The sequence below is a fragment of the Solirhodobacter sp. genome, assembly GCF_964715405.1.
In genome coordinates, this window is the sequence record NZ_CBAICG010000012.1 from 1 (window position 1) to 19,033 (window position 19,033).

The 19,033-nt window shown below is 66.0% G+C and carries 20 protein-coding genes; 9 read left to right on the plus strand and 11 right to left on the minus strand.

Features of this window, described 5'->3' with window-relative positions:
• Window positions 1-341: 341 nt before the first annotated feature.
• Both lon and AC11WY_RS07300 read right to left on the minus strand, forming a co-directional pair.
• Window positions 342-2,750 (minus strand): endopeptidase La, encoded by a 2,409-nt coding sequence (gene lon / locus AC11WY_RS07295; protein WP_482923998.1) that lies wholly within the window; start codon window positions 2,748-2,750, stop codon window positions 342-344.
• 175 nt (window positions 2,751-2,925) lie between these two features.
• Window positions 2,926-3,534, minus strand: a complete 609-nt coding sequence (locus AC11WY_RS07300; protein ID WP_482923999.1) for a helix-turn-helix transcriptional regulator — start codon at window positions 3,532-3,534, stop codon at window positions 2,926-2,928.
• A gap of 145 nt (window positions 3,535-3,679) precedes the next feature.
• Between AC11WY_RS07300 and AC11WY_RS07305 the strand changes: the two genes are divergently transcribed.
• On the plus strand, window positions 3,680-4,135 hold the full coding sequence (locus AC11WY_RS07305; protein ID WP_482924001.1) for an autoinducer binding domain-containing protein: 456 nt from the start codon (window positions 3,680-3,682) through the stop codon (window positions 4,133-4,135).
• A gap of 7 nt (window positions 4,136-4,142) precedes the next feature.
• Here the strand turns inward: AC11WY_RS07305 and tgt are convergent, their stop codons facing one another.
• Window positions 4,143-5,273, minus strand: a complete 1,131-nt coding sequence (tgt, locus tag AC11WY_RS07310; protein ID WP_482924002.1) for a tRNA guanosine(34) transglycosylase Tgt — start codon at window positions 5,271-5,273, stop codon at window positions 4,143-4,145.
• 366 nt (window positions 5,274-5,639) lie between these two features.
• Between tgt and AC11WY_RS07315 the strand changes: the two genes are divergently transcribed.
• The 5 genes from AC11WY_RS07315 (at window position 5,640) to tpiA (ending at window position 8,787) form a co-directional block, all read left to right on the plus strand.
• On the plus strand, window positions 5,640-6,455 hold the full coding sequence (locus AC11WY_RS07315; protein WP_482924004.1) for a methyltransferase, TIGR04325 family: 816 nt from the start codon (window positions 5,640-5,642) through the stop codon (window positions 6,453-6,455).
• 174 nt (window positions 6,456-6,629) lie between these two features.
• Window positions 6,630-6,995, plus strand: a complete 366-nt coding sequence (locus AC11WY_RS07320) for an SUF system Fe-S cluster assembly protein (RefSeq protein WP_482924006.1) — start codon at window positions 6,630-6,632, stop codon at window positions 6,993-6,995.
• Window positions 6,996-7,021: 26 nt separating this feature from the next.
• Window positions 7,022-7,552, plus strand: coding sequence for a sugar O-acetyltransferase (locus tag AC11WY_RS07325; protein WP_482924138.1), 531 nt, complete (start codon window positions 7,022-7,024; stop codon window positions 7,550-7,552).
• A gap of 50 nt (window positions 7,553-7,602) precedes the next feature.
• Window positions 7,603-7,965 carry a HesB/IscA family protein gene (locus AC11WY_RS07330; protein ID WP_482924007.1) on the plus strand — a complete coding sequence of 121 codons (363 nt, stop codon included), beginning with the start codon at window positions 7,603-7,605 and terminating at the stop codon, window positions 7,963-7,965.
• A 75-nt stretch (window positions 7,966-8,040) separates the two neighbouring features.
• Complete coding sequence (gene tpiA / locus AC11WY_RS07335) at window positions 8,041-8,787, plus strand: triose-phosphate isomerase (RefSeq protein ID WP_482924009.1); 747 nt, start codon at window positions 8,041-8,043, stop codon at window positions 8,785-8,787.
• 68 nt (window positions 8,788-8,855) lie between these two features.
• Here the strand turns inward: tpiA and AC11WY_RS07340 are convergent, their stop codons facing one another.
• The 8 genes from AC11WY_RS07340 to AC11WY_RS07375 form a co-directional block, all read right to left on the minus strand.
• Window positions 8,856-9,989, minus strand: coding sequence for an ABC transporter ATP-binding protein (locus AC11WY_RS07340; protein ID WP_482924011.1), 1,134 nt, complete (start codon window positions 9,987-9,989; stop codon window positions 8,856-8,858).
• The gene (locus AC11WY_RS07345) at window positions 9,986-10,801 is read right to left on the minus strand and encodes an ABC transporter permease (protein WP_482924013.1); all 816 of its coding nucleotides are present in this window, start codon (window positions 10,799-10,801) and stop codon (window positions 9,986-9,988) included. The genes AC11WY_RS07340 and AC11WY_RS07345 overlap by 4 nt, the downstream gene beginning before the upstream one ends.
• On the minus strand, window positions 10,798-11,673 hold the full coding sequence (locus AC11WY_RS07350; RefSeq protein ID WP_482924015.1) for an ABC transporter permease: 876 nt from the start codon (window positions 11,671-11,673) through the stop codon (window positions 10,798-10,800). The genes AC11WY_RS07345 and AC11WY_RS07350 overlap by 4 nt, the downstream gene beginning before the upstream one ends.
• A gap of 244 nt (window positions 11,674-11,917) precedes the next feature.
• Complete coding sequence (locus AC11WY_RS07355) at window positions 11,918-12,181, minus strand: hypothetical protein (RefSeq protein WP_482924017.1); 264 nt, start codon at window positions 12,179-12,181, stop codon at window positions 11,918-11,920.
• Between the two features lie 198 nt (window positions 12,182-12,379).
• Complete coding sequence (rpsI, locus tag AC11WY_RS07360; protein WP_482924019.1) at window positions 12,380-12,895, minus strand: 30S ribosomal protein S9; 516 nt, start codon at window positions 12,893-12,895, stop codon at window positions 12,380-12,382.
• 2 nt (window positions 12,896-12,897) lie between these two features.
• Window positions 12,898-13,362, minus strand: coding sequence for a 50S ribosomal protein L13 (gene rplM / locus AC11WY_RS07365; RefSeq protein ID WP_482924021.1), 465 nt, complete (start codon window positions 13,360-13,362; stop codon window positions 12,898-12,900).
• Between the two features lie 323 nt (window positions 13,363-13,685).
• Entirely contained in the window at window positions 13,686-14,489 is an 804-nt protein-coding gene (locus tag AC11WY_RS07370; protein WP_482924022.1) for an SseB family protein, read from the minus strand.
• Window positions 14,486-15,151, minus strand: coding sequence for a uracil-DNA glycosylase family protein (locus AC11WY_RS07375; protein ID WP_482924024.1), 666 nt, complete (start codon window positions 15,149-15,151; stop codon window positions 14,486-14,488). Before AC11WY_RS07375 ends, AC11WY_RS07370 begins: the two co-directional genes overlap by 4 nt.
• Window positions 15,152-15,304: 153 nt before the next feature.
• Between AC11WY_RS07375 and AC11WY_RS07380 the strand changes: the two genes are divergently transcribed.
• The 3 genes from AC11WY_RS07380 (at window position 15,305) to AC11WY_RS07390 (ending at window position 19,026) form a co-directional block, all read left to right on the plus strand.
• On the plus strand, window positions 15,305-16,561 hold the full coding sequence (locus AC11WY_RS07380) for a Na+/H+ antiporter NhaA (protein ID WP_482924026.1): 1,257 nt from the start codon (window positions 15,305-15,307) through the stop codon (window positions 16,559-16,561).
• Window positions 16,562-16,727: 166 nt separating this feature from the next.
• A complete protein-coding gene (locus AC11WY_RS07385; protein WP_482924028.1) occupies window positions 16,728-17,387 on the plus strand; it encodes an ABC transporter ATP-binding protein in 660 nt (219 codons plus the stop codon).
• A complete protein-coding gene (locus AC11WY_RS07390) occupies window positions 17,365-19,026 on the plus strand; it encodes a KpsE/RkpR family capsule polysaccharide export protein (RefSeq protein ID WP_482924030.1) in 1,662 nt (553 codons plus the stop codon). Before AC11WY_RS07385 ends, AC11WY_RS07390 begins: the two co-directional genes overlap by 23 nt.
• Window positions 19,027-19,033 lie beyond the last annotated feature (7 nt).

Genomic DNA, 19,033 nt, shown 5'->3' on the forward strand with positions numbered 1-19,033 from the left:
GGCAACCTTGTTGCGCCCAAGATGGAGCCCGCGGTGGCGGTTGCCGCCGCAAAGCAGACCAGTTCATCCTCGGCCATGGTCGTTCCGCTCATCCTGCTGGGGATCGTCGTTCTGGCGCTCGTGAGCACCACCAGCAAGACCGTGTCGCCGCCCTTGGGATAACACGCGTCGCAAGGCCGACACCGCCCGGGTCGACGCGGCAGCGAGCGGCTTGGCCCTTGGCCGCGCGGTTGCATGGCGGTCGGAAATGACAAGCCCGGCCCGGCGATGACGACGCGCCGCCGTCGATGAGAAACGGCGCGCCCCTTGCAGGGCGCGCCGTTGTCGTAACCGTGGGCCGCTCAGTGCGCGGTCTGTGCCGTGGCCTCGCCCGCCGGACGCAGCGCGGCCTTGGCGGCGGCTTCTTCGGCGGCCTCGTCCCATTCGATCGACTCGGGCATCCGCACCAGCGCTACCTTCAGCACTTCGCGCACATTGCTGACCGGGATGATGGTCAGCCCCGCCTTCACGTTGGCCGGAATCTCCGGCAGATCCTTCGCGTTCTCTTCCGGGATCAGCACGGTGGTGATGCCGCCGCGATGCGCCGCCATCAGCTTTTCCTTCAGGCCCCCGATCGGCAGCACGTTGCCGCGCAGCGTCACCTCGCCGGTCATCGCGATGTCCTTGCGCACCGGAATGCCGGTCAGCACCGACACGATGGAGGTGACCATGCCCACCCCGGCGCTCGGCCCGTCCTTGGGCGTCGCCCCTTCGGGAACGTGGACGTGGATGTCCACCGTCTCGAACTTGGTCGGCTTGATGCCCAGTTCCGGCGCGATCGAGCGCACGAAGGAGGACGCCGCCTCGATGGATTCCTTCATCACATCGCCAAGCTTGCCGGTGGTCTTCATCCGCCCCTTGCCGGGCAGCTTCAGCGCCTCGATCTGCAACAACTCGCCGCCCACGCTGGTCCAGGCCAGCCCGGTGACGACACCAACCTGATCTTCTTTCTCGGCCAGACCGTAGCGGAACCGCTTCACCCCGAGGTATTGCTCAAGGTTGTCCGGCGTCACGGTGACAGACTTGACCTTGCCCTTGACGATCTCGGTCACCGCCTTGCGCGCCAGCTTGGCGATCTCGCGCTCCAGGTTCCGCACCCCGGCCTCGCGGGTATAGGTGCGGATGATCTCCATCAGCGCGGCATCGGTGATCGAGAACTCGCCCTTCTTCAGGCCGTGGCCCTTGACCTGCTTGTCCAGCAGATGCTGCCGGGCAATCTCGCGCTTCTCGTCCTCGGTGTAGCCCGCCAGCGGGATGATCTCCATCCGGTCCAGCAGGGGCGAGGGCATGTTGTAGCTGTTCGCCGTCGTGATGAACATCACGTTGGACAGGTCGTATTCAACCTCAAGGTAGTGATCCGAGAACGTCGCGTTCTGTTCCGGGTCCAGCACCTCCAGCATCGCCGAGGCCGGGTCGCCGCGGAAATCCTGCCCCATCTTGTCAATTTCATCCAGCAGGATCAGCGGGTTGGTGGTCTTGGCCTTCTTCATCGCCTGGATGATCTTGCCCGGCATCGAGCCGATGTAGGTGCGCCGGTGGCCCCGGATCTCGGACTCGTCCCGCACACCGCCCAGCGAGATGCGGATGAACTCGCGCCCGGTAGCTTTCGCCACCGACCGGCCCAGCGAGGTCTTGCCGACGCCCGGAGGCCCGACGAGGCAGAGGATCGGCCCCTTCATCTTGGCCGACCGCGCCTGCACCGCGAGGTACTCGACGATGCGTTCCTTCACCTTGTCCAGCCCGTAGTGGTCGGCGTCCAGGATCTCCTGCGCCTTGCCCAGATCCTTCTTGACGCGGGACTTCACGCCCCACGGGATCGACAGCATCCACTCCAGGTAGTTGCGCACCACGGTGGCCTCGGCCGACATCGGCGACATCGCCTTGAGCTTCTTCACCTCGGCGTCGGCCTTCTCGCGCGCCTCCTTGGAAAACTGGGTCTTGGCGATCCGCGCTTCCAGTTCGGCAACCTCGTTCTGGCCTTCCTCGCCGTCGCCGAGTTCCTTCTGAATCGCCTTCATCTGCTCGTTCAGATAGTACTCGCGCTGAGTGCGCTCCATCTGGCTTTTCACGCGGGTCTTGATCTTCTTCTCGACCTGAAGCACCGACATTTCGCCCTGCATCATGCCGTAGATCTTTTCCAGCCGCTCGGCGACGTCGAGCGTTTCCAGCAGATTCTGCTTCTGCGCGACCTCGATCCCCAGATGGCCCGCCACGAGGTCGGCCAGCTTGTTCGGCTCGCGCGTGTCGGCCACGGCCGACAGGGCTTCCTCGGGGATGTTCTTCTTGATCTTGGCGTAGCGCTCGAACTCTTCGCCGACCGACCGCACCATCGCCGACACGGCGTTCTTCTCGCCCGGCGTTTCGGTCAGAAGCTCGGCCCGCGCCTCGAAGAACGAGTCGTTGGGCAGGTATTCGACAATGCGCACGCGCGCGCGGCCCTCGACCAGCACCTTCACGGTGCCGTCGGGCAGCTTCAGCAGTTGCAGCACATTGGCGATCACACCCGTCGGGTAGATGCCATCGGCATCCGGATCATCAACCGAAGGGTCGACCTGCGACGACAGCAGAATCTGCTTGTCGTCATTCATCACCTCTTCCAAGGCCCGCACCGATTTCTCGCGCCCGACGAAAAGCGGCACGATCATGTGCGGAAAGACCACGATGTCGCGCAGCGGCAGCACCGGGTAGCTGGAGGCAAGAGACTCTTTCATCTGCGTTCCTTTCGCGGCAGGAGGGCGCTGGCCCCGACATTCGGCAGCACTCCGCCCTCCCCTGTTCGCCACAATATCTGGGGTAGGCTGACGCGGCTTTCAACCACACTCGTTCACGGCTTCGTCACAGAATGCCGCGCGGGCCCGGCGGGGGCAAGCAGGATCGCCCGCCGCCTCAGATGAGCCCGGCGGCCGTGGCGAGCGAGACCGCATGGCTGCCGTTGCGCGCGCCCAGTTTCAGGCGGGCGTTCTTCAGCCGCTGCTTCACCGCGCCCTCGGTGATGCCAAGCGCGGTCCCGATCTCCTTCAGCTTCTGGCCGTCCTTGACCATCCGCAGCGCCTCCAGTTCGGCCCGCGTCAGGTTCGATGGCGGCGCCAAGACGTTGTGCAGGTTCCGCAGGGCGGCCTCCAGCAGGTCCACCTCTTCATCGGTGAACTCACGGTCGGCGCGCGCGAAAGAGCCATAGCTGCGCTGCCCATCGCGGGCGCCATCGGTGCAGGCGACGACCACCCCGAATTTGAGCCCGTGACTGCGCGCCAGTGGCATCACCCCGCGCGGATCGGGGCCGGTGATCGCGCTCCAGCGCAGGGCACCGGTGTGGTCATAGGCCCAGCGCACCACCGGATCGTCCAGCATCAGGCCGTTCCGGGTATAGTATTCCACCCAGCCGTGTGGCAACCGGTTGTATTCCGCCAGCGGAAAGGCAAATCCCACCCGCACGGCGACATAATAGCCTGCCGGAGCAAGATCGGAAAACGCGATCGTGTTCAAAGGGTGCCGCATCGCCTCTTGTGTTCATCGCTGGGGTGAAGTGGCTTAACCTTTCACAGCATACTCTGTGATATCCACTCGCAGCTGTCCCGGAACCGACGGGGACAAAAGGGAAACTGGCAGCAGAATGGACCGGGCGGCGGGAATAAGCAAGATTTTGGCGTCGCTCCGCAGCGCCTATCCGGCGGGTTTTGCCATCGCGCTTCACATCGAATTCACCGCGCCGAAATACCTGCTCCAAGCCTATCCCGCCGACTGGATCGACACCTATTCGCGCGAGGGGCTGGTGCTGCACGACCCGGCCGTCCGCTGGGGCTTTGCCCATACCGGCGCCGTGCGCTGGAGCGCGCTGGACGACCCCGGCGAGGCCCGCGTGATGGCAAGGGCCGCCGAACACGGGCTGCGCTATGGCGTCACCCTGGCGCTCGACGCGGGCGGGTCGCGCAGCATGGCAGGCTTCGCGCGCGGCGACCGCGAGGCGAGCGATGCGGAAATCGCGCGGCTTACCGACGATCTGGCCGCGTTGCACGCCTTGACGCAGGGGCTGGAAACGCTGACCCCGCAGTTTCACGAGACGCTGAAACGGATGTCGATCTACCTGAGCCGGGGCTGAGGCCGCCTTACAGCGGCGCGATGTCGCCCGCCGCCCGTTGCGCATGGAACGCCGCCACGAAGGCGGGCAACTGCCCGGCGGCAATGGCACCGCGCAGGCCCGCCATCAGTTCCTGGAAATAGTGCAGGTTGTGCCAGGTCATCAGCATGGAGCTGATGATCTCACCCGCCCGGAACACATGGTGCAGGTAGGCGCGCGAATAGCTGCGGCAGGCCGGGCAGGTGCACTGCGCGTCCAGCGGGCGCGGATCGTCCTGATGGCGCGCGTTCTTGATGTTCACCACGCCGTGGCGGGTGAACGCCTGCCCGGTGCGCCCCGACCGTGACGGCAGCACGCAGTCCATCATGTCGATGCCGCGTTCCACCGCGCCCACGATGTCGTCGGGCTTGCCCACCCCCATCAGATAGCGCGGCTTGTCGGCGGGCAGCATCCCCGGCGCATAGTCGAGCACGCCCAGCATCGCCTCCTGGCCCTCGCCCACCGCAAGGCCACCCACCGCGTAGCCGTCGAACCCGATCGCCGTCAGCTTTTCGGCCGACTCCGCCCGCAACTCCTGCGTCACCCCGCCCTGCTGGATGCCGAACAGCGCATGGCCGGGCCGGTCGCCAAAGGCGTCGCGCGACCTCTGCGCCCAGCGCATCGACAGCCGCATCGACTTCGCCACCACCTCGTCGGTCGCGGGCAGCGCCGGGCATTCGTCGAAGCACATCACGATATCCGACCCCAGCAGGCGCTGAATCTCCATACTGCGTTCCGGCGTCAGGTGATGCTCCGACCCGTCGATGTGCGATTTGAACCGCACGCCCTCCTCGGTCATCTTGCGCAGCTTCGACAGGCTCATCACCTGGAACCCGCCCGAGTCCGTCAGGATCGGCCGCTCCCAGTTCATGAAGCGGTGCAGGCCGCCCAGTCGGTCGATCCGTTCCGCCGTCGGCCGCAGCATCAGGTGGTAGGTGTTGCCCAACAGGATGTCGGCCCCGGTCGCGGCCACGCTTTCGGGCAGCATCGCCTTGACCGTCGCCGCCGTGCCCACCGGCATGAACGCGGGGGTGCGAATCTCGCCGCGCGGGGTGGCGATCACGCCGGTCCGCGCCTTGCCGTCGGTCGCCGTCAGATGAAAGCGGAAGGTCTTGGCCATGTCGCGCCTCTCGAACACTCGGGAGCGTCCTTCTGGGACAATTCCCCGAAAATGCCAAGAGGATCGGCGTCCGGCCGACCGAGGGCGGGCGAAGGGGAACCGGCCCCCCGCCCGCCCCTGACGCCCGGTCAGATCACTGGGTCCGAGAAGGACGCGCGAATCCAGAATCGTCATTGTTGAATGGTCGGCTCCGCGCTTCGCCCGACGCCACTATTGTTTCCAGATACGCGATATGGATCCTTCAATCTTGCCGCAAAACGAAGGCAGAAAATTCAAATCTCGCGGCGACGGGCAATTCATGCTAGGCATTTCCGCCAAACGAGTCATCGGCAATCCCACCAGACCGGATCAGCATCGGTAGCGACAATGCGCAACTTTCTCAGGGCGGCGATTCACCTGACCCCGATGACGTCGAATGCCTGGCACTACTGGCATGTGTATCCGAATACCTGGGCAACCTGTCGCGGCGTCTATGGCAACTGGCAGGACGCCAAGGCAGCCTCGCTCACCAGGCACAAACTGCGCAGGAAGACGGGGATTCTGACCTACCGCGCGCCCGAAGGGGTCGCGATCCACTCGCTGCCGGAACGCGACTATCCGATTCTGCTCTACATGCGGCCGCTCCTGCAGGGCAACACCACGATCCTGAACGTCGGCGGAAGCCTCGCGAAAGAATACTGCAGCTACCGGGATCTGATCCCGTTTCCGGCGGGAATGGCGTGGCGCATCTGCGAGGTGCCGGAGATTGTCGCGGCCGGCAATGCAATGCTGAAGGACGGCAATTATCCCGGCCTCGTGTTTTCGACTGAAATGGCCGGTGAGGCCGACATCTTTCTGATCTGCGGCGCACTGCAATACCTCGAACCGACGCTTCCGGCGGTTTTAAGATCGCTGAAAAGCCTGCCGCGGCATGTCTTCGTCAGCAGGGTACCGATGCAAAGCCGCGTTGACACCTTCTACACGGTGCAGAACATTGGCAGCGGGGCGGTGCCATATCGGATCGAGAATGAAAACAGTTTCATCCAATCGATGGCCGATGCCGGTTATCGCCTTGTCGATGGCTGGCGGGACGGTCGCAAACTGATCATTCCCTATTATCCGGACGGCGGCGTCAACGGCTACCTGGGGTTCTATTTCGCCCTGGAAGGTGAGCCCCGGGCGGACCAGACCCCTCGGGGGTAGCCATCCGGAGCGGGAGGCCGAAGGTGCTGGAGGTGAACTCCGGCCGAGGCGTGAGGGGCCAAACGTCGGCGCTTTTTCGGTGCGAAATCGGCATCCCGATTCTGACATCCGCAACCGACTGGACCTGCCCACGGAATTCCCTATATAATCGGTCAACAACTGCGCGAGAGAACCATGACCGCCCAGACCGCCGAACCGATCGAGGGTACCCCCCTCATCAAGCCGTCCTCGACCGAGCATCCGCTTTATGATGCCGTCGTGGGCGCCTGCCGCACCATCTACGACCCTGAAATCCCGGTCAACATCTACGACCTCGGGCTGGTCTACTCGATTGTGATCAATGACGAAAATGCCGTCGAGATCATGATGACGCTGACCGCCGCCGGCTGTCCGGTGGCGGGCGAGATGCCGGGCTGGGTGTCCGACGCGGTCGAGTCCGTTGCGGGCGTCAAGCAGGTGGATGTGCAGCTCACCTTCGACCCGCCCTGGGGCATGGACAACATGTCCGACGAGGCCCGGCTCGAACTGGGCTTCATGTGAGCGACACCCGCTCCGAGCGCGAAAAGATGCTGTCCGGTCAGCGCTACAGGGTCGGCGACCCGGAACTTGTGACGCTCCGCCGCCGCGCCCAAAGCCTGATGCGCGCCTACAACGCCACCGTCTACGGCGAGGATCACGCCCGCGCCCATCTGCTGGGCGAGTTGCTGGGAACCTGGAACGGCGCGGTCATTCGCCCAACGTTTTCCGTAGATTACGGGGTGAACATCCACTGCGGCAAGGGCGTCTTCCTGAACTACGGCTGCGTTATCCTTGACGTCTGCGAGGTACATATCGGCGCGGGCACGCAAGTGGGCCCGCTGTGCCAGCTGCTGACCGCCGACCACCCCCGCGACCCCGAAGTCCGCGCCGCCGGTCTCGAATCGGGCAGGCCGCTGCACATCGGCCGCAACGTCTGGATCGGCGGCGGCGCGATCCTGTTGCCCGGCATCACCGTGGGCGACAACGCCATCATCGGCGCGGGTGCCGTGGTGACGCGCGACGTGGCCGCCGGTGCCACCGTCGCGGGCAATCCGGCCCGCCCGATTCCTTCCACTTGAGATTCGCACCCCCTCGCCCTAAGTTGAGTGAAAAGCACAGGATTAGCGCCATGTTCGGTCTTCCCGGCAAACAGGCCGTCACCCTTACCCCCGCCGCGGCAAAGCAGATCACGCGGCTGATGTCGCGCGATCAGGTTCAGGGCCTGCGGATCGGCGTCAAGAAGGGCGGCTGCGCGGGCATGGAATACACGATGGAGTTCGCCGCCGAGGTGAACCCGATGGACGAGATCGTCGAACAGGACGGCGCCCGGGTGATGATCGCGCCGATGGCGCAGATGTTCCTGTTCGGCACCGAGATCGACTATGAAACCACCCTGCTCGATGCCGGGTTCCGCTTCAGGAACCCCAATGTCGTCGATGCCTGCGGCTGCGGCGAATCGGTGAAGTTCCGCGATCAGGACGCCAGCGCCTGAACCATTGCGCTGTTTTTCCACGTTTCCCGCAGCGCCGACATCGTTTAGACCTGCGGTGAACGAGGGAGAATGACGATGCGTCGCAAGCTTGCCGCCGGAAACTGGAAGATGAACGGGACCACCGCATCTCTCGTCGAGATCGAGAAACTGCTCGAAACCCACCCCGATCCGGCCTGCGAGATGCTGATCTGCCCGCCCGCCACGCTGATCGCGCAGGTCGCCTGGCGCTGCCGGAACAAACATCTGCGGATCGGCGGGCAGGATTGCCACTGGAACGCTGCGGGCGCCCATACCGGCGACATTTCGGCGGCGATGCTGGCCGATGCGGGGGCGGCCTACGTCATCCTCGGCCACTCCGAACGCCGCACCGACCATGCCGAAACCGATGCGATGGTGCAGGTCAAGACGCAGGCCGCCTGGGCCGCGGGCCTGATCGCGGTGGTCTGCGTCGGCGAGACGGAACGCCAGCGCGACCTTGGCGCGACCCTGCCGGTGATCGGCGGCCAGCTTGAAACCTCGCTGCCCGCGGGCTGCACGGCAGCCAACCTCGTGGTGGCCTACGAACCGGTCTGGGCGATCGGCACCGGCCGCACCCCCACGCTGGGCGAGATTGCCGAGGTGCATGACTACATCCGCGCGACGCTGGTCGCCCGCTTCGGCGACGAGGGCACCGGCGTGCGCATCCTCTACGGCGGCTCGGTGAAGCCCTCGAACGCGGCCGAGATCTTCGCCGTGTCCAACGTCGATGGCGCGCTGGTCGGCGGCGCCTCGCTGAAAGCCGCCGATTTCGGCGCGATCGTGGATGCGCTGGCCGCCGCCTGAGGCTGCGCCGAACCTGAAGAAGGGGCGCCAACCCATTGGCGCCCCTTCTTCATCTAACGCATCTCACGTCAGCAAAACAGCACCAGCGCGCCCGCCTCCCAGGCGATCCGGGTGCGCGCGCCGCGCCCCAGCACCGGGCGGCCGACGACATTGCGCATGGAAATCTGGACCGGCTTTTCCACCCCGTCCAGCTTGACGTCGTAATAGCTCATGTCGCCGAAATAGACGACCTCCTCGACCTCGCCCAGCGCGATCTTGCCGCGCGTCGGCTCGGGGTCGCCGTCGAACAGCACCGTCATCGTCTCGGGGCGGAAACCCACGCTGGCCTCGCCGGGTTTCACCGTGCCGGGGCATTGTTCGGCGTCGATGGCGATCGGGCCCAGGCCCGCGACCTCCAGGTCGATCTTGCCGCCCTGGGTGCCCTTCACGGTGGCGGGCAGGAAATTCATGATGCCGATGAACTCGGCCACCTTGCGGCTGATCGGGCGGCGATACAGTTGCTGGGGGCTGTCAAGCTGGGCGATCACGCCGTCGAACATCACCGCGATGCGGTCCGACATGATCAGCGCCTCTTCCTGATCATGGGTGACCAAGATGAAGGTGATGCCGACCTGCCGCTGCAGCCGCCGCAACTCCGATTGCATCTGTTCGCGCATCTTCTTGTCGAGCGCCGAAAGCGGCTCGTCGAGCAGCAGCACCTTCGGCTTCAGGATCAGCGCGCGCGCCAGCGCGACGCGCTGCCGCTGGCCACCCGACAGGGCATGGGCCGCGCGCTTGCCGAACCCGGTCAGGTTCACCATCGCCAGCGCCTCGGCCACCCGGCGCGCCTTTTCGTCTTTCGAAAGCCCGTCGCGGCGCAGACCGAAGCCGACGTTTTCCTCCACCGTCAGGTGCGGGAAGATGGCGTAGGACTGGAACACCATGTTGGTCGGGCGCTTGTTGGCGGGCACTCCCTCCATGTCCTTGCCGTCGATCAGCAGGTGGCCGCCCGACAGTTCCTCGAACCCGGCGATGCAGCGCAGCAGCGTGGTCTTGCCGCAGCCCGAGGGGCCGAGCAGCGAGAAGAACTCGCCCTCGCGGATGTCGGTCGTGATCTTCCTCAGCGCGTAGTAGTCGCCGTAGTATTTCTCGATATCGCGCAGTTCGATCAGCGGACGCTTGGGCTTGGGGGCCGGCGCGGCGGCAGCGGGGGAAGACGTCACAGGAAACCTCCGGTCGATTTGCCGCCGGCCCGCGCGATGCCGCGGCGGCGGAAGTATTCGGCAATGGTGAGAAGGACGATCGACAGCACCACCAGAATGGTGCCGAGCGCCATGATGATCGGCACCCGCTGCGGAAAGCGGAACTGCGAGAAGATGTAGACCGGCAGCGTCGCCTCGGTGCCCGACAGGAACGCCGCGATGATGTATTCATCGAGCGAGATCGTGAAGGCGATCAGCATCGACGAGATGATGCCGGGCATCACCAGCGGCAGGATGATCAGCCGGAAGGTCGACGCCTTGGTCTCGCCCAGGTCATAGGCCGCCTCTTCCAGCGACCGGTCCAGTGACTGGAACGCCGAGTTGAGGATGGCGATGGTGAAGGGCGTCGCGATCAGCGTGTGCCCGAAGATCACCGTGATCAGCGTCAGCTTCAGCCCCAGGATGTTGGTGATCGCGCCAAGCAGGGCCACCGCGATGATGATGTCGGGCAGCACCAGCGGCAGCATGATCATGCCCATCAGCCCGCCCTTGCCGGGAAACCTGTAGCGCGTCGTGGCGCGCGCCGCGAAGACCCCGAAGACGGTCGCCAGGATCGACACCGACACGGCCACGATCAGGCTGTGGCGCACCGCCTGCAGCAGCGAGGTGTCGTTCGCCAGCGCCTGGAACCACTGGGTCGTGAAGCCAACCAGCGGGAATGAGATGATGGTCGAGTTGTTGAACGCGAACAGCGGCAACAGCACGATCGGCGCGTAGAGGAACGCCAGATAGAGGATGGCGTAGATGCGGAACCCGCGGCCCTTGCCCTTCATTGCTGCCCCCGCAGGAAACGCCGGTTGGCAAGCACGAAGAGCAGCGAGATCACCGTCACCACGCCCATCGCGGCAATCGAGACCGCCGAGCCCACCGGGTAGTTGCCAAGCTTGAAGTATTGCAACTGGATCACGTTGGCGATCATCTGCCCGTTCGATCCGCCCACCAGTGTCGGCGTCACATAATCGCCCACCGTCGGAATGAAGACGATCAGCACCGAAGCCACCACCCCCGACATCGCCAGCGGCAACGTCACCCGGATGAAGGTCATGATCCGGCTTTCGCCCAGATCCTGTCCCGCCTCCAGCAGCGAGCGGTCGATCTTTTCCAGCGCCACGAAGATCGGCAGGATCGCGAACGGCGCGTAGGAATGCGCCAGCGTAAGCACCACCGCGTTCATGTTGTAAAGCAGGAAGGTCATCGGCTCATGGGTGATGCCCAGACCCATGAAGGCCTCGTTGATGACGCCGTTGTAGCCCAGGATCACCTTCCACAGGAACACCCGGATCAGGTACGAGGTCCAGAACGGGATGGTGATCAGGAAAAGCCAAAGCGATTTCTTCTCGGGCGAGACGATGAACGAGATGAAATAGGCAACCGGGAAGGCCGTGAACACCGTCACCGCCGTCACCGTTCCCGCCATCACCAGCGACCGGCCCAGCAGCACCTGATAAATCGGGTCCGACAGCACCTTGGCGTAGTTGTCCAGCGTCGGCGTCCAGATCACCTTGAGGTATCCGGGCGTCATGAAGCTGAACAGCAGCACCGCGATCAGCGGCGCGGCCATCACCACGATCGAATAGATCGCCGTGGGGCTGATCATCAGAAGGCCGTTCGCGGCCTCCGATCCGAGGAATTTTCGCTTCTTCATCCGGTCCCCTGCCACCGTCGTCCCTGTCTCGTTTCTGTCACGGGTCGCGCGGAGTTCGACCCGATTGCGCCAACCCTCGGATGCGGCGCGGAAAAGCGCAAGGGTTTTGCGACATGTTGGCGATGACGGCGCCACGCGCACAGGGTTTGTGCGGACGTCTTGCCGCGACGCACGGCAAGAGAACGCCCGGGCGCAGCCACGGGGGGCGGCGCGCCTCAGGGCACCGGGCAGCGCCCCGCGCCGCTCAGGGAACCACCGCCTCGATCGCGATCGAGCGTTTCTTCAGCTCGGAATAAAGCGCGGGCAGCACGCGGACCTGATCCACGGCCAGCTTCAGCGCCTCGCCGATGCGCGCCTCGTTGGTGTCCGGCGACTTCACGCGCCAGACCATGCGGTGGCGCGCCTCGCCGTCGTCGAAGACGATCTCCATCGCCCCCTTCGGCGTCGTGCGCAGCCCAAGGAACGTGTGCCTTGCGGCAGAACTGTGAAAACTGGACAGACTGGTCATTTCCTGGCCCCGGTTTCTGGCTCTGGAACCGGATGATGAAACCGCCGCGGGACTCCGTCAATCTCGATGTTGCGCAAACGTTCGCCGATGCGGGGTCCGCGCAATACTATTTCGCCAAACCGAGTCTTTCGCGCAACAGTCTTGCAACGCAAAAGGCCCGCCAGACGGCGGGCCTTTCGGAAACCGGAGAAAACCGGATCAGCGCTTGGAGAACTGGAAGCTCCGGCGCGCCTTGCGCTTGCCGTACTTCTTGCGTTCCACCACGCGGCTGTCACGGGTCAGGAAACCCGCCGCCTTCAGTGCCGGGCGCAGGCTCGGCTCGTAAAGCTGCAGCGCCTTGGAAACGCCGTGCTTCACCGCCCCGGCCTGACCCGACAGCCCGCCGCCCTTGACGGTGGCCATCACGTCGAACTGGCCTTCGACACCGGCGACCGAAAAGGCCTGACGCAGGATCATCTGCAGCACCGGGCGGGCAAAGTAGACGTTCATCTCCTTGCCGTTCACCATGACCTTGCCCTTGCCCGGCTTGATCCAGACGCGGGCGATGGCGTTCTTGCGCTTGCCGGTCGCGTAGGCGCGGCCAAGGCTGTCGCGCACCGGGGTGCGCGGTGCTGCGGCTTGCGGCGCCGCGCTGGCGGCAACCGCCGCAGCGGCGGCCGAGGCTCCGGCAACCGCCGACTTCAGCCCCTCGAGCGTTTTGATTTCGTCGGCCATTGTCATGCGCTCCGGGTGTTCTTCGGGTTCAGCGGCTTCACGTCCAGCACCAGCGGCGTCTGCGCCTCATGCGGATGCTCGGCGCCGGCATAGATGCGCAGGTTCGTCATCTGCTGGCGCGACAGCTTGCCGCCCGGCAGCATGCGCTGGACGGCTTTCTCGATCACGCGCTCGGGATGCGCGCCTTCCAGAATCTGGCGCGCGGTACGGTGCTTGATGCCGCCCGGATAGCCGGTGTGCCAGTAGTAGATCTTGTCATCACGCTTGGCGCCGGTCATCTGCACCTTTTCGGCGTTGATGATGATGACATTGTCGCCCATGTCCATGTGCGGCGTGAACGACGGCTTGTGCTTGCCGCGCAGACGCATGGCGACGATCGAGGCGAGACGGCCCAGAACGACGCCCTCGGCGTCGATCAGGATCCATTTCTTCACGATGTCCGCCGGGGTAGCGGTAAAGGTTTTCATCGGTGGCCCTGTCTCAAAAAGGGTTGAGCCCGAGGCAGAGGTGCCCCCGAGTCTCGGATTGGGGTGTTCTAAGCAGTTTCGCGCGCCAGTCAAGTGCAGTTACAGCAATTTATATATGCAATAACAATGCGTTACTAAATCGGTATAATAATACCCCAAGCCCCTGTCGTTTTTCTGCGCCGCGCCCCCCCCTTTCGGTCCGCAAGTACCCCACGGGGGGTGAGCCGCGCTCGGAAACGCGCCGGTGGCGCTTTTCAGCGGCGAACGCCCGCCCCGTGGGCGGGCAGGGACGGGGGTGTCAAACCCCCGCTCTTGCCGTGACCTTAGCGCAGGATCGGCGGCGCATCCGGATCGCTGCCCGGCGCGCGCCGCACCGGGGCCGGTTCCGGGGCGAGTTCCGGCGTGGGCGGCGTCAGGTCGAAGCGCAGCCCGACGCGGGCGATGCGCGCCGCCGCCGGGTCGGCGCCGTCGAGAAAAGTCACGTCGATCCCCGCGTCCTCGGCGCCCGAGAAGGCCAGCGCCTCGCCCACCGCCCGCGCCAGCGCGACCTCGGCCCCCAGTGCGGCATCGGTGAAGGCCAGCAGATGCCCCGCGCGCCCGTCGCCATAACGCGCCGCGACCAGCCAGACACCGCCCGCCAGCCCCGCCGCGCGCGCCAGCGCGGCATCAAGCGCGGCCAGCACCGCGTCCGGCAAGCCCTTGGGCGCGGACACTTCCTCGGGCCGGTCGGCGCGCTCCTCGGGAACCTGGCCCAACATCCCGGCGAGCCAGTCCACCGCCGCGGGCGGCAGCAGCAGCGCCGAGGGCGCCACCTCCAGGTTCAGCCCCAGCCCGATGCCCTGCCCGCCCAGCATCCGCGCCACCACCCGCCCCGGCAGCGCGGCATAGGGCGCAGGCGCGCCAGTAAAGGCGGCCAGCCGCTCCTCGCGGTCGAAGACCAGCACCACCGGGCCATCCGCCAGATCGAACAGGCGCGGCGACAGGACCTCGCCCTCCGCCTCGCGCTCCAGCAGCACGAACAACTCGGCCTCGGCGAGCCGGGCATAGAACCGCAGCCGCGCCGCGTCATCCTCGGGCGCGGCGCTCATCGCGGCATGGGCGGTGTCGAGCGCGGTCGGGTCGGTCATGGCGTCTCCATCACGCGGCGCACCTCGGCGCGCAGCACCGGCAGCAGCTCGGCCTCGAACCAGGGGTGGCGTTTCAGCCAGCCCGTATTCCGCCACGACGGATGCGGCAAGGGAAAGGTGACCGGCGCGCCCTGCGCCGAAATCGCGCGCCCCGGCGCGCCCTGCGCCGAAATTTCCCGCCAGCGTTCGACCGTGGCCGTCACCCCCTTCGCGCCCAGATGCCAGCCGAGGGCGTGACCGCCCACCAGCACGCGCAACCGCAGCCCCGGCAGCGCCGCCATCACCTGGCCGTGCCAGGTCGCGGCGCAGATCGGTGGTGGCGGCAGGTCCGCGCCCTTCGCATCATAGCCCGGAAAGCAGAACGCCATCGGCACCACCGCCACGCGGTCAAGGTCGTAGAACTCGGCCGCCGTCAGCCCCAGCCAGTCGCGCAAGCGGTCGCCCGAGGCATCGGCGAACGGCCGCCCGATCTGATGCACCCGCAGGCCCGGCGCCTGCCCGGCGATCAGCATCCGCGCACCGGGACGGAACCAGACCACCGGGCGCGGCGGATGCGCCGTCGCGGTCGCGCCAAAGCGCGCCGCGCAGAGGCGGCAGGCGCGGATCCGGTCGGCAAGGGCGGTTTCGCTGGCGGTGTCGGTGGCGGTGTCGGTCGGGAACATGGCACCAGCCTAGCGCGGCGACACAATTGCGACAATTGCCGCACAGTGCGACGCCGCGGCGCGGCGCGGCGTTGCCCCCGCCGCCCGGCTCGTCTATCCCGAACCCCTGCGCCCCGGACCCCTGCGCCCCGGATCGCCGTTGGAGGCCCGCCGATGTATCGCGTCTCGCATTTCGTCACGCAGTTCGCGCTCTGCCTGCTGGCCGGGGCCGCCGTCGCGCTGGCCTGGGCGAATCTCTCGCCGCGCAGCTATCAGGACTTTGTCGAGCTTCGGCTGGCCGACAATTCGCTGATCGGCTACCCGAATCCCGACAGCCTGATGCCCCTCGGGCGCACGCTGACGCTGGGCTACCTGGCGGGCGATGCGCTGATGGCATTCTTCTTTCTCTACATCGGCAAGGAGTTGTGGGAGTCGCTGGCGCTGCGTCACGGCGCGCTGCGCGGCGCCAGGTCGGTGGCCCCGCTGGTCACGGCCCTTGTCGCGGCGGCGGTGCCTGCGCTGCTTTACGCGGGTCTCGCGCACTTTGTCACCGCCCCGGTGCTGCCCAGCCCGGCGGCCGGGTGGCCGGTGCCGATGGCGGGCGATGTCGCGCTCAGCTATGTCGTCGGACGGCTGGCGCTGGGGCCGGGCCACCCGGCGCTGCGATTCCTTTTGCTGGTCAGCATTGCCGATGACATCCTTGCGCTGCTGGTCACCGGCCTCGCCTTTCCGGTTGGCACATTGCAGCCGCTCTGGCTGTTGCTGCCGCTGGGTGCCGCGCTCACCGCCTACCTCGGCTTCAACGCCTTGCCGCGCCGGCTCGATCGCGGCGACCCGCTGAAACCCGCCGCGCGCTGGGTCCGCCATCATCTGGCGGTCTGGCCCTATGCGGTGGCGGGCGCGCTCAGCTGGTATGGCACCCAGCAGGCGGGGCTGATGCCCGCGCTCGGCCTGCTGCCGGTGATCCCGGCGATTCCCCACGCCGATCATGCTTTCGGCATGTTCGCCGAGGCTGAAGAGATGCTGCCGGACATGCTCAACCGCATCGCCAAGTGGCTGGTCATGCCGGTCGGTGCGATCCTGTTCCTGTTCGCGCTGACCCATGCCGGGGCGCCCCTTGCCTCGGCCGACAGCGAAACGCTGGCGGTGGCGCTGGCGCTGCTGATCGGCAAGCCGCTGGGCATCCTGCTGGGCGGCGCGCTGGCGATGCGGGGCTTGGGCGCCGCGCTGCCTGCCGGAATGGCGCCGCGTGATCTGGCTGTGGTCGGCCTTGTTGCCGCGATGGGGTTCAGCGTGCCACTGTTCGCGATCGGCGCGACCCTGCCCGGCGGCGCGCTCAGCGAGGGCGCCCGGCTTGGGCTGCTGGCGAGCCTGATCGCGGCCCCGCTGGCGCTGCTGCTCGCCCGCGCAATCGGGCGGCGGGTTGCGTGAGCCGCCCCCTGCGCCGGGGTGCCGGATTGACTGCACCCCGGCCCGCCGTAGAATGACCGGATGTTTCGGGTTGCGGACATAATACGGCCCCAAAGGGCGGGTAATACCGATTATTGACCAAAGACCGGTAATCGGTGGGTGGGCGGCACAAGCCCGAGGCAAGGCCATGATCGAGTTCGACAACGTCAGCAAGTCCTTCTGGACGGGCAAACAGCGCAAGGTCATCCTCGACCGCGCGTCGTTCCGGATAGAAGAGGGCAAGTCGCTCGGCATCCTCGCGCCGAACGGCACCGGCAAGACCACGCTGATCAACATGATGGCGGGCCTGGAAAAACCCGATGAGGGGATCGTCCGGCGCACCTCGCGCGTGTCGTTTCCGCTGGGCTTCATGGGCGGCGTGATCAACAAGCACACCGCCACCGAGAATGCGCGCTACATTGCCCGGCTCTACGGGCTCGATCCCGACTACGTCGAAGCCTTCTCGCGTTATGTCTGCGGCATCGACGAATACTTCGACATGCCGATCGGCACCTACAGTTCGGGGATGCGGTCGCGATTCTCGTTCTCGTTGCTCCTGGCGCTTGAATTCGACATCTACCTGATCGACGAGGGGATGCCCTCGACCACGGATGTCGGCTTCAACCAGCGCGCCGGTTCCATTCTGCGCGACCGGCTGGAACGCGCGACCGTCGTCGTGGTTTCCCACCAGGCCGCCACGCTGGAAAAGTTCTGCCGTCAGGCGGCCGTGCTGCATGACGGAAAGCTCTACATGTTCGACACCCTTGAAGAAGCGAAGCGCCTCTATGATTACCAAACCCAAGGCTAAGAAGTTCCGTATCCGTCGGAGCCCGCTCAGCGTCTTTGGCGCTTCCGCCCCGCATGAGGCGGATACCCCGGCCGCCGCGCCGCCGTCGCCGCCGCGCACCGAGGCGAACGCGTCGCTCTTCGAGAGCCTCGATGACGGCTTCGGCCCCGACAAATACCCGACCGCCGCGCAGGGCGAAGTGACTCTTCCCGGCGAAGTCGCCGCCGAGGGCGAGATCGACGCGATCCGCAAGGAGGGCCTGACGGGTCGGCAGTTGCGCACTGCCCGCCGGGTGGCGCAACGCAACGGCATCGCCGCGACCTCGGATTTCGATGCGGTGCGGCTCTTGCGCCGTGCCGGGCTCGACCCGTTCCAGCGCGTCAACATGCTGGAGCTTGTGGTGTCGGACCCGCAGGACAAGCTTCCCGCCACCACCGACGACCGCAACCGGCTGCCGCAGACGGTAACGCCGATCCAGCCGCCCTCGACCGAGGTGCGGGCGGAAGACAACCGCGTGCGCGACATCATGCGGATTCAGCAGGATCTGGCCCGCCGCCGCCGCCGCCGGATGGCGCTGCTTTACGCGCGGCTGGCGTTCTTCGTGCTGCTGCCAACGTTCTTCGCCGGGTATTATTACTACAGCATCGCCACGCCGTTCTACGCGGTCAAGGCGGCCTTCGTGATCAACAAGTCCGAAGGCGGCGCCAGCGCTTCGCCGGTGGCAAGCTTCCTGACCGGCACCCAGTTCGCCAGTTCGCAGGATTCGATCAACGCCCAGGCCTACCTGACCTCGCGCGATGCGATGGTGCGGCTGGATGCCGACCACGGCTTCAAGGCCCTGTTCAGCCAGCCCTCGATCGACCCCCTGCAGCGGCTTCAGCCGAACGCGACGAACGAAGCCGCCTTTCGGCTTTATTCCCGCAACGTGAAGGTGGGCTACGACCCGTCCGAAGGCATCATCAACCTGGAAGTCGCGACCCCCGACCCGAAGAAATCGGTGGAATTCGCCAATGCGCTGATCGGCTACACCGAAGAGCAGGTCGACAAGATGACGCTCAGGATGCGCGACGACCAGATGAAGGGCGCGCATGACAGCTACGACGACGCCGAAAAGAAGCTGGAGGACGCCAATACCAAAGTCGTGGAGTTGCAGCAGAAATACAGCGTTTTGTCGAGCGACGTCGAAGTCACCCTCGTGACCGGCCAGATCACCGCCCTGAACGCCGAACTGACGCGCGACATGCTTGACCTGCAGCAGATGCAGTCGACCGAGAACCCGACGCAGGCGCGCATCGACCCGCTCAAGCAGCGCATCGCGCTGATCAACCAGCAGGTCGCGGATCTGCGCGGCAAGATGACGGTGAACAACGGCAACGGGGAATCGCTCGCCGCGATCCAGAGCCAGATTCTCGCCGCCCAGGCCGAGGTGCAGACCCGCCAGCTGATGCTGGGCCAGGCCTTGGAGGCGCTCGAATCCGCGCGCGTCACCGCCAACGAGCAGACGCGCTACTTCTCGGTCGGGGTGCAGCCGGTCGCCCCGGACGAGCCGACCTACCCGCGCGCCTTCGAGAATACGATTGTGGCCTTCCTGCTCTTCGCCGGTCTATACCTGATGCTGTCGATGACCGCCTCGATCCTGCGCGAGCAGGTCTCAGCCTAGGGAAGAC

What these genes read in the sequence shown, in the direction of transcription:
- lon (WP_482923998.1), bottom strand. Translation starts at nt 2,750, where the DNA reads ATGAAAGAGTCTCTTGCCTCCAGCTACCCGGTGCTGCCGCTGCGCGAC.
- AC11WY_RS07300 (WP_482923999.1), bottom strand. Translation starts at nt 3,534, where the DNA reads ATGCGGCACCCTTTGAACACGATCGCGTTTTCCGATCTTGCTCCGGCA.
- tgt (WP_482924002.1), bottom strand. Translation starts at nt 5,273, where the DNA reads ATGGCCAAGACCTTCCGCTTTCATCTGACGGCGACCGACGGCAAGGCG.
- AC11WY_RS07315 (WP_482924004.1), top strand. Translation starts at nt 5,640, where the DNA reads ATGCGCAACTTTCTCAGGGCGGCGATTCACCTGACCCCGATGACGTCG.
- AC11WY_RS07320 (WP_482924006.1), top strand. Translation starts at nt 6,630, where the DNA reads ATGACCGCCCAGACCGCCGAACCGATCGAGGGTACCCCCCTCATCAAG.
- AC11WY_RS07325 (WP_482924138.1), top strand. Translation starts at nt 7,022, where the DNA reads ATGCTGTCCGGTCAGCGCTACAGGGTCGGCGACCCGGAACTTGTGACG.
- AC11WY_RS07330 (WP_482924007.1), top strand. Translation starts at nt 7,603, where the DNA reads ATGTTCGGTCTTCCCGGCAAACAGGCCGTCACCCTTACCCCCGCCGCG.
- tpiA (WP_482924009.1), top strand. Translation starts at nt 8,041, where the DNA reads ATGCGTCGCAAGCTTGCCGCCGGAAACTGGAAGATGAACGGGACCACC.
- AC11WY_RS07345 (WP_482924013.1), bottom strand. Translation starts at nt 10,801, where the DNA reads ATGAAGGGCAAGGGCCGCGGGTTCCGCATCTACGCCATCCTCTATCTG.
- AC11WY_RS07350 (WP_482924015.1), bottom strand. Translation starts at nt 11,673, where the DNA reads ATGAAGAAGCGAAAATTCCTCGGATCGGAGGCCGCGAACGGCCTTCTG.
- AC11WY_RS07355 (WP_482924017.1), bottom strand. Translation starts at nt 12,181, where the DNA reads ATGACCAGTCTGTCCAGTTTTCACAGTTCTGCCGCAAGGCACACGTTC.
- rpsI (WP_482924019.1), bottom strand. Translation starts at nt 12,895, where the DNA reads ATGGCCGACGAAATCAAAACGCTCGAGGGGCTGAAGTCGGCGGTTGCC.
- rplM (WP_482924021.1), bottom strand. Translation starts at nt 13,362, where the DNA reads ATGAAAACCTTTACCGCTACCCCGGCGGACATCGTGAAGAAATGGATC.
- AC11WY_RS07370 (WP_482924022.1), bottom strand. Translation starts at nt 14,489, where the DNA reads ATGACCGACCCGACCGCGCTCGACACCGCCCATGCCGCGATGAGCGCC.
- AC11WY_RS07375 (WP_482924024.1), bottom strand. Translation starts at nt 15,151, where the DNA reads ATGTTCCCGACCGACACCGCCACCGACACCGCCAGCGAAACCGCCCTT.
- AC11WY_RS07380 (WP_482924026.1), top strand. Translation starts at nt 15,305, where the DNA reads ATGTATCGCGTCTCGCATTTCGTCACGCAGTTCGCGCTCTGCCTGCTG.
- AC11WY_RS07385 (WP_482924028.1), top strand. Translation starts at nt 16,728, where the DNA reads ATGATCGAGTTCGACAACGTCAGCAAGTCCTTCTGGACGGGCAAACAG.
- AC11WY_RS07390 (WP_482924030.1), top strand. Translation starts at nt 17,365, where the DNA reads ATGATTACCAAACCCAAGGCTAAGAAGTTCCGTATCCGTCGGAGCCCG.